This is a genomic window from Ochrobactrum sp. SFR4, from assembly GCF_019730395.1.
Lineage (GTDB): Bacteria > Pseudomonadota > Alphaproteobacteria > Rhizobiales > Rhizobiaceae > Pseudochrobactrum.
Window position 1 is genome coordinate 1 of the sequence record NZ_JAAPBB010000028.1, and the last position, 12692, is coordinate 12692.

The window sequence follows — 12692 nt, forward strand, 5'->3', positions numbered from 1 at the left end:
TACGGTGACTGGATCAGTGGCATGGCAACAGATTATTACAAGCAAACACCAGCAAAGCAGCTGCAAATCAACCGTGAGAATTTAAAAGTCTGGAAGGGCTGATTTGGATAAGTTCAGGAACCGGTTCTGCGCCATTCATAGAGCATATCCGGTTCTTTTTCTTCATTGCCGCTGCCATCGGTTTTACCAATCGCGATAAAACCGTGTTTCTCATAGAACTGCTGTGCCTGAATATTTCGCTGAAATGTCCATAATTGCAGATGCGGAAACGTCGTTTGTGCCTGTTTGAGTAAAGCACTGCCAATACCGTGACCCTGAAAATCCGGCAGAATATAGAGTTGCTCAATCCAGTCTTCTTTAAAGGCAACAATACCAGCCATATCAGGGGAAAAGGCTGCCCAGACCTCGCATTGCTCAAAAACGCAGTTTTCATAAAACCATTGATCTTCTTGCGGTGTATGCAAACCTTTCAGCCATGGCAGGCTATTGTCGAAGGCCGCCCGATGGATGCGGGAGGCCTGCGCCATATCCTGCAAGTCCAGACGCCGGAGCGTAAAATGATTGGCTGTCATCGGGCTTGTGCCCCGTCAGCACTGAAGCCATAGGCGCGTTCAACGCGGGCAATCCGTAAAGCATAGGTTTTATACCACATGGCACGGCCTTGCTTCTGCGCGGCCAGATGATCGATATTACGCTTCCAGTTACGAATGCTTTCCTCATCGCGCCAGTACGAATTGGTAATGCCGAAGCCGCTTGCATCCCGCACACTTTCAATGCCGAGAAAACCGTCCTGCTTTTCCGCCAGCTCAACCATCTGATCGGCCATTTCGCCATAGCCCGCGTCATCATCCGCCGTGCGCTGCGATGAAAAAGCGACAATATAATAAGGTGCGTCGGGAAGGGTGGCGAACGGAGAGTGATTGTGCATGAAACAGAATCCTGAAGCTTGGTGATATGGAAACATAAAGACCAGGCAATGCAGGAGATAGCAGCTACTCTGTCGCATGAAATAAAAAAAGCGGATCCGAAGATCCGCTTTTTTGTCGTTCGTAAGCGATAAAAGATTAGCGCTTGGAGAACTAAGCCCCAAAGCGCGATTAGCGCTTGGAGAACTGGAAGCTACGACGGGCTTTCGCCTTACCGTATTTCTTACGTTCTACAACACGGCTATCGCGTGTCAGGAAGCCGCCCTTCTTGAGGACTGCGCGCAGAGCTGGTTCGTAGTAGGTCAGGGCTTTTGAAATGCCGTGACGAACCGCACCGGCCTGACCGGACAGACCACCGCCGGCAACAGTCGCAACGATGTCAAACTGACCTGTGCGGTTTGTTGCAACGATTGGCTGCTGCAGAACCATCTGCAGAACCGGACGAGCAAAATATGCGTTGAACTCTTTGCCGTTCACGATGATTTTGCCTGTGCCTGGCTTTACCCAAACGCGTGCAATCGCATCTTTACGCTTACCGGTCGCATAAGAGCGTCCGAGAGCGTCGACTTTTTTAACGTGAACAGGAGCTTCAGGAGCAGCAGCTGCTGCAACTGTGCCAAGTTCTTCGAGCGAGTTGAGCTGCTCAGCCATTATGCTTTCCTCTTATTTTTGCTGTTCAAAGCGCCGATGTCGAGGACTTCTGGCTGCTGTGCTTCGTGCTGGTGGTCAGCGCCTGCATAAACGCGCAGGTTTTTCATCTGACGACGGCCGAGCGGACCGCGCGGAACCATACGTTCAATCGCCTTCTCAACGACGCGTTCCGGGAAACGGCCTTCGAGGATCTGACGAGCTGTACGTTCTTTAATACCGCCTGGGTGGCCAGTGTGCCAGTAGTAAACCTTGTCGGTGTACTTCTTGCCGGTCAGAACAACTTTGTCCGCATTGATGATGATGACATTGTCACCGTCGTCAACGTGTGGAGTAAAGGTTGGTTTGTTCTTACCGCGCAGAATGTTGGCGACCTGAGAAGCGAGACGACCGAGAACAACGCCTTCAGCGTCGATCAGGATCCACTTCTTCACCACTTCTGCTGGCTTCTGGGAAAAAGTTGCCATTGAAGTTATCCTTGGAAATAATCCTTGCCACATATTCTGCTGCAAGGCTTTTTTTGTTGCTTGTGTTCCGGCGGAAATCCGCACGTAACAAATGAAAACCGCACATCTTTTGAGGGATGTATATTTTCTGGCTGTGCAATACAGTGCCTGTGAGTAGGCGTCAAGTGCACTAAATTTGCATGTGATTATAATTAGTGTTTAAAATCAATATGTTAAAATTACGGTATTATATTACCTTATAAAAGTCAGGTGATTTTTAGCCTATATTCCCGTCCGGCCTGAAGCGTTACTTCAATTGCCCGCATTTTATACATAGATTATGTCTTCTGCAGAATGTGATGCATAGCAGCATGAAAACGGAGAATGCCATGAATGAAACAGAAGTGAAATCTATACTGCAAACCAAGCATGTGATCGCGCTGGTCGGCGCTTCTCCGAATGAAGATCGTCCAAGCTTTGGTGTGATGAAATATCTGCTGGAGCATGGTTATAAAGTTATTCCGGTTAATCCGGGGCAGGCAGGTAAGCAGATATTGGGGCAGGCAGTTTATGCTTCGCTCTCCGATATTCCGGAGAAGATTGATATTGTCGATGTCTTCCGCGCTTCCAATGCCGTGCCTGCAATTGTCGATGAAATTCTGGCACTGAAAACACAGCCGGATGTTTTGTGGTTGCAGCTTGAAATCAGCCATGAAGAGGCTGAAGCCAAAGCCCGCGCTGCCGGAATAAAGGTGGTGACCGATATGTGTACCAAACAGCAGCATCAGCGACTGATTGGTGCCTGATTTTAGCTTTCTGTGACATTGCGGTGCAAAAATTTTGTTTTGACCGCAATGTAAATCTGCGGGTAATTTATAGGTGTTCTGGCGGAAAAAGATAATAGTTTGCGTATATTATAGTGATAAGCGGAATCTTTTTCTTTGCTTGTGGGAGAGTAAAACTCTAACCTGACCCAAATTGTTTATTTTGGGGAGTAGAGAATGTCCAAGCGCAGCCCTGGTTTTGATACACTTGCTATTCATGCAGGCGCAAAACCAGATCCGACAACCGGTGCCCGCACCACGCCGATTTATCAGACTGCATCCTATGTTTTTGATGATGTGGACCATGCTGCCGCTTTGTTCGGCCTGCAGGCTTTCGGCAATATCTATACCCGTCTGACCAACCCGACCACTGCGGTTCTGGAAGAGCGCGTTGCAGCGCTTGAAGGTGGTACAGCTGCCGTTGCGACTGCATCCGGCCATGCCGCGCAGCTGCTGGTTTTCCATAATCTGCTGCGCACCGGCGATAATTTCATCGCTGCGAACAAGCTTTATGGCGGTTCGATCAATCAGTTCGGCAATGCCTTCAAGTCTTTCGGCTGGGAAGTGCGCTGGGGCGATGTGGACGATGTTTCCAGCTTTGAGAAACAGATCGACGATAAAACCCGTGCGATCTTTGTTGAAAGTCTGGCCAATCCGGGCGGTATCGTTGTTGATATCGCAGCGATTGCGGAAATCGCGCATAAGCATAGGCTGCCGCTGATTGTTGATAATACAATGGCATCGCCATATCTGATCCGTCCGATTGAACATGGTGCAGACATTGTTGTGCACTCGCTGACCAAATTCATCGGCGGCCATGGCAATTCCATGGGCGGTATTCTGGTAGACGGCGGTACATTCGACTGGTCGAAATCCGGTAATTATCCGATGCTGAGCGAGCCGCGTCCTGAATATGCCGGTGCGGAACTGCACAAAACCTTCGGCAATATTGCTTTTGCCATTGCAGCACGCACACTCGGTTTGCGTGATTTTGGTCCGGCGATTTCTCCGTTCAACTCGTTCCAGATTCTGGCCGGTATTGAAACTTTGCCGCTGCGTATGCAGCGCCATTGCGACAATGCGCTGAAAGTAGCGAAATGGCTGGAAAAGCACGAGAAAGTTTCATGGGTGCGTTATGCCGGTCTGCCGACCGACAAATATCACGCTCTGCAACAGAAATATTCGCCAAAAGGCGGCGGCGCGGTTTTCACCTTCGGTCTGAAGGGCGGCTATGAAGCCGGCAAGACTTTCGCGAACTCGCTGGAACTGTTCTCGCTGCTGGCCAATATCGGTGATACCCGCTCGCTGGTTATTCATCCGGCATCAACCACGCATCGCCAGCTGACTGACGAACAGAAAATTGCTGCCGGTGCAGGGCCTGAAGTGGTGCGTTTGTCGATTGGTATTGAAGATGCTGACGATATTATTGCTGACCTCGAACAGGCACTGGCAAAGATCGCCTGATGTCACTGTTGCTGTCAGTCAATACAGAATTCGAACCGGAAATTGGTGCGCCCGCAGAAGGGCGTATCATTTCCGGCGATCCGCAGTTTAGAACATGGAATGCGGAGGAGACCTCAGACGGGCTTTACGCCGGTATATGGGAATCCACTATTGGTAAGTGGCATGTCGCGTATGATGAGTGGGAGTTCTTCCAGCTGATCAGCGGTGTTTCTGTGGTCACAGAAGAGGGCAAAGAGCCGGTCACTTTGCGGGCAGGCGATAGCTTCATCATCAGGCCGGGCTTTAAAGGTACGTGGGAAGTGATTGAAACGACTCGTAAAACCTATGTGATAAAGCTTTAAACTTATATTGTTTGAAATAGAAAACGCCGCGTCCTATGGGACGCGGCGTTTTTGTTTTTACCATTCCAGTTTCAGGCTTTGCATGCCGTGGAAATGATAGGTGTCGCCATAAAGCGGTGGCTCGGCAAAGCGGATATTCGGCAGGCGTTTGAACAATGTTGCCAGAGAAACCTGCATTTCCAGACGTGCCAGCGGTGCGCCGATGCAAAAATGGATACCGGCTCCGAAGGAGACATTCTTCTGATCGGGACGCTCCGGCCAGAAACGATCCGGCTGGTCAAAAGCCTGATAGTCGCGGTTGCCGGAACCAAGCAACAGACCAAGCTGCTCACCGGCTTTGAGTGTTACGCCTTCGGCAATTTCAGTCTCATTATAGGCGTAACGGGTAAACATATGCAGCGGTGCATCAAAGCGCAGGCTTTCTTCAACCACAGCAGCAGTTGATTCCGGCGTGGCAAACAGAGCGCGATGATCCAGTCCGCTTTGCAGAATGGTCTTAACCGCATTGCCGGTCTGGTTGACCGTTGCCTCGTGTCCGGCATTGAGCAGCAGGATACAAGTGGTGATCAGCTCATCTTCCGAGAGCTTGGCACCGTTTTCTTCGGCTGCAAGCAACAGGCTTAGCAGGTCATCACCCGGATTTTTGCGGCGCTGAGCGGCATAGTCCCGCAAATAGTCGGAGAATTCTTTGGCCGCCTGATTGGCACTGTCTTCTACTTCACGGGTGGCATTGTGCATATACATGTTGACCATGCGATGCGACCAGTCGAGCAGTTGCGGAGCATTGTCTGTCGGCACACCGAGCATCTCCGCAATTACCACCACCGGAATAGGAGTGGCGAAAGCCGGCATCAGGTCGACATGGCCTTGGTGTTCAAAACCGTCAATCAGCTCATTGGCGAGTTTTTCAATACGCGGGCGCAGGCGCTCGACCTGACGGGAGACAAAAGCGCGATTGACGAGGGTGCGCAGGCGGGTATGTACCGGCGGTTCAATTTCCAGCATGGAGTGGCGCTCAACGCCGTCGAAATCTTTGAGATGTTCGCGATTGATTGCATTGGCGCGGTAGCCGCCCGGTTCTTCACGGCCAAAACGGCGGTCGCGGAACAGCTTGTTGATATCGTCGTAACCGGCAAAGCACCAGAAACCGTAATCTTCCCAGAAAAATACCCTCGCATTGTGATGCAGCCATGCATAGGCAGCATAAGGATTTTGCACAAATTCCGGCTGATGCGGATCAATACGCACATGGCGGGTAGCAGGATCGAAATGAAGATAATCAGGTTTTGCAGGGGCGCTAGGGAAGTGATTCATCAGACTTTCATCGCATTGGCATTAAAAGAGAATTTGCTATGCGACTATAAAGGCAGGTGAGGAGAAAATGCAGCGTGACAAAGCGTGGCATGACCATATTGTTCTTAATACATGGCCGACACAAAGCAGCGTTGACTGCAAATAAAAACGCCCGGTGTGATGACCGGGCGTTTTTATTACGAAATTTTGGGTTTTTTAGTTCGTTGCAGGTGTTGCTGCGGTAATGGCAGAACCTACGCGGAAGAACTGAGTAGCAACAGAGGTACCCAGCATAGTAACAGCGCCGATAATTACAACAGCAATAAGCGCCGCGATCAGGCCGTATTCGATTGCAGTTGCACCGGATTCATTTTTACGGAAACGTTTGAAAATTGCTTTCATTGCCTTAACTCCAGATAGTTCTTTTCGTTATGGTCTTGCTGACCTGTTACGACTTATAGCCCGAAGAGTGTTTTTCAAGGCTTAAATTACATAGTAAATGAAGTTTAAGCATTGAGTTTGCTTAATGAATTACTTTTATTTTGTCTGCTATGAATTGATTTATATATTTATGAATTAAAATATTGATGTATTTTCAATATCTTAGCGACATCACCTCAAAAGAAATACCCCTGAGGCTTTGCTTGGCCTCAGGGGTATAAACATGCAGTGCATTGGAAAGCAGACGGAATCTAAATGAAAACCCGTTTATTTCCTGATGAAGGAATTAAAAATCCCAGTCGTCGTCTTCTGTGGCAACGGCTTTACCGATGACATAGCTGGAGCCGGAGCCGGAGAAGAAGTCGTGATTCTCATCGGCATTTGGTGAGAGCGATGACAGGATCGCCGGATTAACATTGGTCACAGTGCTCGGGAACAGTGGTTCGTAACCGAGATTCATCAGCGCTTTGTTTGCATTGTAATGCAGGAATTTTTTGACATCTTCGGTCAGACCGGTGCCGTCATAAAGCGCTTCTGTATATTTGGTTTCAACCTCATAGAGATCAAGCAGCATCGAGAAGGCGAAATCCTTCAGCTCTTCCTTGCGGGCTTCACTCTCTTTTTCCAGAGCGACCTGATATTTATAGCCGATATAGTAACCGTGCACGGCCTCGTCACGGATAATCAGGCGGATAAGATCGGCAGTATTCGTCAGCTTAGCACGGCTCGACCAGTACATTGGCAGGTAGAAGCCGGAATAGAACAGGAAGCTTTCCAGATAAACACTGGCAATTTTGCGCTTCATCGGATCATCAGATTTATATTCATTGATGATCAGAGCAGCTTTGCGCTGCAGATGCGGGTTTTCCTCGCTCCAGCGATAGGCATCATCCACATCCGGTGTCGAGCACAATGTAGAGAAGATCGAGGAATAGGAGCGGGCATGAACCGCTTCCATGAAGCTGATATTTGACAGAACAGCTTCTTCATGCGGTGTGACTGCATCAGGCATCAGCGCAATGGAGCCGATAGTGTTCTGGATGGTATCCAGCAGTGTCAAACCGGTGAAAACACGGATGGTCAGTGTTTTTTCTGCCGGTGTCAGCGTGCCCCAGGACGGAATATCATTGGACAACGGAACTTTTTCCGGCAGCCAGAAATTGCCGGTCAGACGGTTCCATACTTCGAGATCTTTATCATCCTCGATACGGTTCCAGTTAACAGCCTTGGTGGCGCAGACGAGTTTAGGTTGGGCGTTCATAACGTGCTCTGATCTGTTCGGATGAACCGCCTGCACTATGGCAGACGGTTTTGTATAAAAGGATAGTGTTTACAGGGTGCAGGAAACGCAGCCTTCTACCTGTGTGCCTTCCAGAGCCATCTGGCGCAGGCGGATATAGTAGATAGTTTTGATTCCCTTGCGCCATGCATAGATCTGCGCCTTGTTGATATCGCGGGTTGTTGCGGTATCGCGGAAGAACAGTGTGAGCGACAGACCCTGATCCACATGCTGCGTAGCTGCTGCATAAGTGTCGATGATTTTCTCTGCACCGATCTCATAAGCGTCCTGATAATAATCAAGATTGTCATTGCTCATGAACGGGGCAGGGTAATAAACGCGGCCGATCTTGCCTTCCTTGCGAATTTCAATCTTGGAGGCAATCGGATGGATCGAAGAGGTCGAGTTGTTGATGTAGGAAATCGAGCCTGTCGGCGGAACAGCCTGAAGGTTGCGGTTATACATACCATGCGCCATCACCGATTTGCGCAGCTCTTCCCAGTCTGCCTGCGTTGGAATCGCAACGCCTGCAGTTTCAAACAATTCACGAACACGGGCAGTTTCCGGTTCCCAGACCTTGTCGGTATATTTGTCGAAGAATGTGCCGTCGGCATATTTTGAATCTTCAAAGCCGACAAAGCTTGATTTGCGATCCATCGCAATGCGGTTGGACGCTTTAATCGCGTGATAGACCACGGTGTAGAAATAGATGTTGGTGAAATCCACACCTTCTTCAGAACCGTAATAAATGCGTTCACGAGCAAGATAGCCATGCAGGTTCATCTGACCAAGGCCAATTGCATGTGATTCATCATTGCCGCGGGCAATTGATGGCACGGAATTGATCTTGCTCATATCCGACACAGCGGTCAGCGCACGGATCGAAGTTTCAACAGTCTTGCCGAAATCCGGTGAGTCCATGGTCATCGCAATATTGAGCGAGCCGAGGTTGCAGGAAATATCCTTGCCGATATGTTCGTAGTTCAGATCGTCTTTATAGGTGCTGGCTTCGCTGACCTGAAGAATTTCCGAGCAGAGATTGCTCATATTGATGCGACCGGCAATCGGATTGGCTGCATTCACGGTATCTTCGAACATGATATACGGATAACCGGATTCAAACTGGATTTCCGCCAAGGTCTGGAAGAAGGCGCGCGCCTTGATCTTCTGCTTACGGATACGGCCGTCATCAACCATTTCGCGGTATTTGTCTGAAACCGAGATTTCAGTGAAAGGCACACCGTAAACACGCTCTACGTCATATGGCGAGAACAGATACATATCCTCGTCATTTTTCGCGAGTTCAAAAGTGATGTCCGGAATCACCACGCCGAGCGACAGGGTTTTAATACGGATTTTTTCATCCGCATTTTCACGCTTGGTGTCGAGGAAGCGCATAATGTCCGGATGGTGGGCATTGAGATAAACCGCACCGGCACCCTGACGTGCGCCCAGCTGGTTAGCATAAGAGAAAGCATCTTCCAGCAGCTTCATGATCGGAATGATGCCGGAAGACTGGTTCTCGATCATTTTGATCGGTGCGCCATGCTCACGAATATTGGTTAGTGCAAAAGCAACACCACCGCCGCGCTTGGAAAGCTGCAGCGCGGAATTGATCGAGCGGCCGATCGATTCCATGTTGTCTTCCATACGCAGAAGGAAGCAGGAAACCAGCTCACCGCGTTGTTTTTTACCGGCATTGAGGAAAGTCGGTGTCGCAGGCTGGAAACGGCCGGACAGCACTTCTTCCATGATCGAGATTGCCAGAGCTTCGTCGCCGTCAGCCAGAGCCAGCGCAACCATACAAACGCGGTCTTCATAACGTTCCAGATAACGCAGGCCGTCAAAAGTCTTCAGCGTGTAGCTGGTGTAATATTTGAACGCGCCAAGGAAGGTTGGAAAGCGGAATTTCTTTTTATAGGCAAGATTGAAGAGATTCTGGACGAACTCAAAGGAATACTGGTCCAGAACTTCTTTTTCGTAATAATTCTGGGTCACCAGATAATCGAGTTTCTCTTCCAGATTGTGGAAGAAAACCGTGTTCTGGTTCACATGCTGGAGAAAATACTGGCGAACGGCCTTACGATCCATATCAAACTGGATCTCACCATTCGGACCGAAAAGGTTCAGCATGGCATTCAGCGCATGATAGTCCATTGCCGGAGTGTCCTTTTTAGAACTCCCGTTGTTTGAACTGTTGGTGTTGTTTTTTTCTGTCCGTTCAAGCTCAAGAGTCGCCACAGTTTTTCCAATTCATTTTTCGGCCAATATGTGTCGGCCAATTTATTTGTCGGTATGTGCAAAACAAAGACCGGCTTTATTTCCACATCTGTTCACAATACTGATCCGGCTTTTGGTTGAGAAAGCGGACAGCAATTCAATTTCATTATTAGAGCGCCGGGCGCCCCGTTAGGCGCACAAAACTGGCTCTAACACTTTAAAATGAGAGCATAATTTGAACTTAAACTGGTTCAAGTTTAAGAGATCATGCTCTAAACCCCTGTACGGGGGCAGAAGTCAGGCAGCGAGGTCTGCCTGCCAGAATTTTTGCAGGCCATTCCGCACATTGATAACGTCATCATCCGTTCCGGCCAGTTCATAGCGATACAGGAACGGTACCTGACACTTCTCAGATATGACATTGCCGGCAAGACAATAGGTTGAACCGAAGTTACGGTTGCCGCCTGCAATCACACCGCGAATGAAGGAACGGTTGGAACTGTCATTAAGAAAACGGATCACAGGCTTGGGAACGGCACCGCGTCCGTCCCCGCCGGCATAGGTTGCGACAACAAGTACAAAAGGTTGTGTCACCTGTAAAAGATCGGCCTTCATGCTGCACGGAATACGCAGAGCAGGCAGTCCGGTCTTTGTGACAAAGCGATGCGTATTTTGCGTGCCGCTTGAAAAATAGACGAGCATGCTCATAGCCACTTCCTCATGTTAAATCTCCAGTGAGACACTGAAGTCAAACAAAGACCCTCTATATATAGTGGCTCCAGTCCGGCTCTGCAGCCATTGCTGTGCATTATACAAGAAGAGGGCATAGCTTTTGTGTTTTGCCTGATATGCCGTTTCTGATCCCGGCTTCTGCCCGCCTTCCAAAGCGAAAGACGGGCAGAGAATTACCGGTCAGATCGAGCAGTCAGACGGATTGTCCGGATATGACAGCCACACCGGAGCGCTCAGGCCGTTATATTTAAGCCAGCGCACTGATCATGTCAGGGCGGAAGCCTGCCCAGTGTGTATCACCGGCAACAACAACCGGAACCTGCATATAACCGAGACGTTTAACTGTATCGTAGCCTTCTGCATCGGCAGAAATATCAATGATGTTGAAATCGATTCCCTGACGTTCCAGAGCGCGATAGGTGGCGGTGCACTGAACGCAGGCTGGCTTGCTGTAAACAGTAATGGACATCGGATTCCTCGTTTCTTGATCGCCCTGATATTTTTCAGAGACTGATTATGCGTTATATGCCTGTTGATTACTCCGGAGAGAATAGTCAGCGGACATTGTAGCGGGGGCTACAGTTTCCCTTGGCAGGGCCTCATTGGTCTGCACCTTGCGGTGCCTTTTTGTATCTGCGCCTGACGGCGCTCTTTTCTTTTGCACCTCACGGTGCGTCTTTATATTTGCACCTTACGGTGCGGTATTTGTCGTTCTTCGGAGCGTTGTGCCCTCAAAGAACTTTTTGTCTTAGGCTTCCCTGTATTCCTCACCGGTATGGTTCATCCAAAGACGCACCGGCGGTGATAAATCCGAGCATTGTGGTTCCGCCGCTTTAGAAACCCGAGGGCGGAGGCCTTTCAGGTGCAAAGCGCACCTTTAAATCTGCTGCACAAACTGCGGTTATTCCGCAAAACGCATGCTGAACTTGCTTAAACTGATAAGAACGGAACGGACGGCGGGAGAGGTCTGAAAGGAATGACTCATAGAAGAGCCGGATGCGTCATCAGAGATGGTCGTATAAAGCCATCGGGCGAAGATTCGCTCTGACTGCTGACAAATCTGCTGAGACAGGTTCCTGAACCACAGATGCGGACATCTGTTTGTTTTTTGATTCCTGAAAAGCAGCTCTGACCTTGCGCATAACCTGATTCCTGTTGCCTTGCCGAACTGTGATTTGTGTGCCTGCGATACTGAAAACAACACCGGCGTAACGGATCACATTTCTTCCGTCTTCAACATTCCCGGAGCCTGTTGATAACAACAATCCCCAATTCTCCGCCGGAAAGGAGTTGCCTCCTGAGGACCGGCAAAAATTTCGACGCAACTATCCCGGATCGCAATGCGTATGACCGGTTTTATTGTGCCTGATAAAGCCGTTTTGAGCATTGTTGCGAAGCTGCTGTTTGCAGAATCGAAGAACCGCTCAAGACACTATATATGGTATATGTTATGAATTTTTCGTCAATACCTATGGTGTCTCTCTGATAATTTTACCCGCTATACACAGGGCTGAATTAATATGTGGAGATGTGCCAAAAAGGTATCAGCAGGGTCGGCAGGCGTGCTGCAACCGCTCAGCTTGATTCTTAACTGCAGCATATAAGATATGAGCGGTTTTGGGGCGGAAACTTTGCTGTTTCTTGGCAGATTCTTTTCTTTACAAAAGCGGCCGGAGCGGGCAGCCGATTCTCAAATAAAGCGGAGAAGATACGCTGCAGAAACGATATAAGAATAGTCAGTCGTGAGATGACGATTCTGCATAAAACAATTTCCGCTGAAAATCAGCGTAAGGTTCAAAATGTTGTTTTGCAAAAGAGGGGGAGAAATGGTGGGCGATGAGAGACTCGAACTCCCGACATCTTCGGTGTAAACGAAGCGCTCTACCAACTGAGCTAATCGCCCGCTCGCTAAAAGCGGTATGTGCTGACTTAATTCGTCAATTATAAATATGAGCACAACACATTTATAATTTTCATTCATTATCTGATTTCTCAGAAATGAATGGTGGGCGATGAGAGACTCGAACTCCCGACATCTTCGGTGTAAACGAAGCGCTCTACCAACTGAGCTAATCGCC

The 12692-nt window shown here is 49.2% G+C and carries 13 protein-coding genes and 1 tRNA gene; 3 read left to right on the forward strand and 11 right to left on the reverse strand.

What is annotated here, in order from left to right; translation table 11 throughout:
* Positions 1 to 113 precede the first annotated feature (113 nt).
* The 4 genes from HBA93_RS17090 to rplM form a co-directional block, all read right to left on the reverse strand.
* The gene (locus HBA93_RS17090; protein ID WP_221724083.1) at positions 114 to 572 is read right to left on the reverse strand and encodes a GNAT family N-acetyltransferase; all 459 of its coding nucleotides are present in this window, start codon (positions 570 to 572) and stop codon (positions 114 to 116) included.
* Complete coding sequence (locus HBA93_RS17095; protein ID WP_221724084.1) at positions 569 to 928, reverse strand: antibiotic biosynthesis monooxygenase family protein; 360 nt, start codon at positions 926 to 928, stop codon at positions 569 to 571. The genes HBA93_RS17090 and HBA93_RS17095 overlap by 4 nt, the downstream gene beginning before the upstream one ends.
* A 169-nt stretch (positions 929 to 1097) precedes the next feature.
* Positions 1098 to 1577, reverse strand: coding sequence for a 30S ribosomal protein S9 (gene rpsI, locus HBA93_RS17100; RefSeq protein ID WP_122094512.1), 480 nt, complete (start codon positions 1575 to 1577; stop codon positions 1098 to 1100).
* Positions 1577 to 2041 carry a 50S ribosomal protein L13 gene (gene rplM, locus HBA93_RS17105; protein ID WP_122094510.1) on the reverse strand — a complete coding sequence of 155 codons (465 nt, stop codon included), beginning with the start codon at positions 2039 to 2041 and terminating at the stop codon, positions 1577 to 1579. The genes rpsI and rplM overlap by 1 nt, the downstream gene beginning before the upstream one ends.
* A gap of 368 nt (positions 2042 to 2409) precedes the next feature.
* Between rplM and HBA93_RS17110 the strand changes: the two genes are divergently transcribed.
* The 3 genes from HBA93_RS17110 (at position 2410) to HBA93_RS17120 (ending at position 4649) form a co-directional block, all read left to right on the forward strand.
* Positions 2410 to 2826, forward strand: coding sequence for a CoA-binding protein (locus HBA93_RS17110; protein ID WP_286202017.1), 417 nt, complete (start codon positions 2410 to 2412; stop codon positions 2824 to 2826).
* Positions 2827 to 3021: 195 nt separating this feature from the next.
* The gene (locus HBA93_RS17115; RefSeq protein ID WP_221724086.1) at positions 3022 to 4308 is read left to right on the forward strand and encodes an O-acetylhomoserine aminocarboxypropyltransferase; all 1287 of its coding nucleotides are present in this window, start codon (positions 3022 to 3024) and stop codon (positions 4306 to 4308) included.
* Positions 4308 to 4649 carry a cupin domain-containing protein gene (locus HBA93_RS17120; protein WP_221724087.1) on the forward strand — a complete coding sequence of 114 codons (342 nt, stop codon included), beginning with the start codon at positions 4308 to 4310 and terminating at the stop codon, positions 4647 to 4649. The genes HBA93_RS17115 and HBA93_RS17120 overlap by 1 nt, the downstream gene beginning before the upstream one ends.
* Positions 4650 to 4706: 57 nt before the next feature.
* Here HBA93_RS17120 and HBA93_RS17125 read toward each other — a convergent pair whose 3' ends face one another.
* The 7 genes from HBA93_RS17125 to HBA93_RS17155 all read right to left on the reverse strand — a co-directional run bounded on the left by HBA93_RS17125 (position 4707) and on the right by HBA93_RS17155 (position 12517).
* Positions 4707 to 5963: a cytochrome P450 gene (locus HBA93_RS17125; RefSeq protein ID WP_221724088.1), complete on the reverse strand. Its 1257-nt coding sequence runs from the start codon at positions 5961 to 5963 to the stop codon at positions 4707 to 4709.
* A gap of 195 nt (positions 5964 to 6158) precedes the next feature.
* Positions 6159 to 6344, reverse strand: a complete 186-nt coding sequence (locus HBA93_RS17130) for a Flp family type IVb pilin (protein WP_221724089.1) — start codon at positions 6342 to 6344, stop codon at positions 6159 to 6161.
* Positions 6345 to 6669: 325 nt separating this feature from the next.
* Positions 6670 to 7644 (reverse strand): class 1b ribonucleoside-diphosphate reductase subunit beta, encoded by a 975-nt coding sequence (gene nrdF / locus HBA93_RS17135; RefSeq protein ID WP_121992738.1) that lies wholly within the window; start codon positions 7642 to 7644, stop codon positions 6670 to 6672.
* A gap of 69 nt (positions 7645 to 7713) precedes the next feature.
* Positions 7714 to 9819 carry a class 1b ribonucleoside-diphosphate reductase subunit alpha gene (gene nrdE, locus HBA93_RS17140; RefSeq protein ID WP_121992737.1) on the reverse strand — a complete coding sequence of 702 codons (2106 nt, stop codon included), beginning with the start codon at positions 9817 to 9819 and terminating at the stop codon, positions 7714 to 7716.
* Positions 9820 to 10179: 360 nt separating this feature from the next.
* Positions 10180 to 10590, reverse strand: coding sequence for a class Ib ribonucleoside-diphosphate reductase assembly flavoprotein NrdI (gene nrdI, locus HBA93_RS17145; protein ID WP_121992736.1), 411 nt, complete (start codon positions 10588 to 10590; stop codon positions 10180 to 10182).
* A 271-nt stretch (positions 10591 to 10861) separates the two neighbouring features.
* The gene (nrdH, locus tag HBA93_RS17150) at positions 10862 to 11083 is read right to left on the reverse strand and encodes a glutaredoxin-like protein NrdH (protein ID WP_022710815.1); all 222 of its coding nucleotides are present in this window, start codon (positions 11081 to 11083) and stop codon (positions 10862 to 10864) included.
* A 1358-nt stretch (positions 11084 to 12441) separates the two neighbouring features.
* Positions 12442 to 12517, reverse strand: a tRNA-Val gene (locus HBA93_RS17155).
* Between the last annotated feature and the right edge of the window lie 175 nt (positions 12518 to 12692).

Coding starts and splice junctions, on each gene's coding strand:
- HBA93_RS17090 (WP_221724083.1), bottom strand. CDS start 572: ATGACAGCCAATCATTTTACGCTCCGGCGTCTGGACTTGCAGGATATG.
- HBA93_RS17095 (WP_221724084.1), bottom strand. CDS start 928: ATGCACAATCACTCTCCGTTCGCCACCCTTCCCGACGCACCTTATTAT.
- rpsI (WP_122094512.1), bottom strand. CDS start 1,577: ATGGCTGAGCAGCTCAACTCGCTCGAAGAACTTGGCACAGTTGCAGCA.
- rplM (WP_122094510.1), bottom strand. CDS start 2,041: ATGGCAACTTTTTCCCAGAAGCCAGCAGAAGTGGTGAAGAAGTGGATC.
- HBA93_RS17110 (WP_286202017.1), top strand. CDS start 2,410: ATGAATGAAACAGAAGTGAAATCTATACTGCAAACCAAGCATGTGATC.
- HBA93_RS17115 (WP_221724086.1), top strand. CDS start 3,022: ATGTCCAAGCGCAGCCCTGGTTTTGATACACTTGCTATTCATGCAGGC.
- HBA93_RS17120 (WP_221724087.1), top strand. CDS start 4,308: ATGTCACTGTTGCTGTCAGTCAATACAGAATTCGAACCGGAAATTGGT.
- HBA93_RS17125 (WP_221724088.1), bottom strand. CDS start 5,963: ATGAATCACTTCCCTAGCGCCCCTGCAAAACCTGATTATCTTCATTTC.
- HBA93_RS17130 (WP_221724089.1), bottom strand. CDS start 6,344: ATGAAAGCAATTTTCAAACGTTTCCGTAAAAATGAATCCGGTGCAACT.
- nrdF (WP_121992738.1), bottom strand. CDS start 7,644: ATGAACGCCCAACCTAAACTCGTCTGCGCCACCAAGGCTGTTAACTGG.
- nrdE (WP_121992737.1), bottom strand. CDS start 9,819: ATGGACTATCATGCGCTGAATGCCATGCTGAACCTTTTCGGTCCGAAT.
- nrdI (WP_121992736.1), bottom strand. CDS start 10,590: ATGAGCATGCTCGTCTATTTTTCAAGCGGCACGCAAAATACGCATCGC.
- nrdH (WP_022710815.1), bottom strand. CDS start 11,083: ATGTCCATTACTGTTTACAGCAAGCCAGCCTGCGTTCAGTGCACCGCC.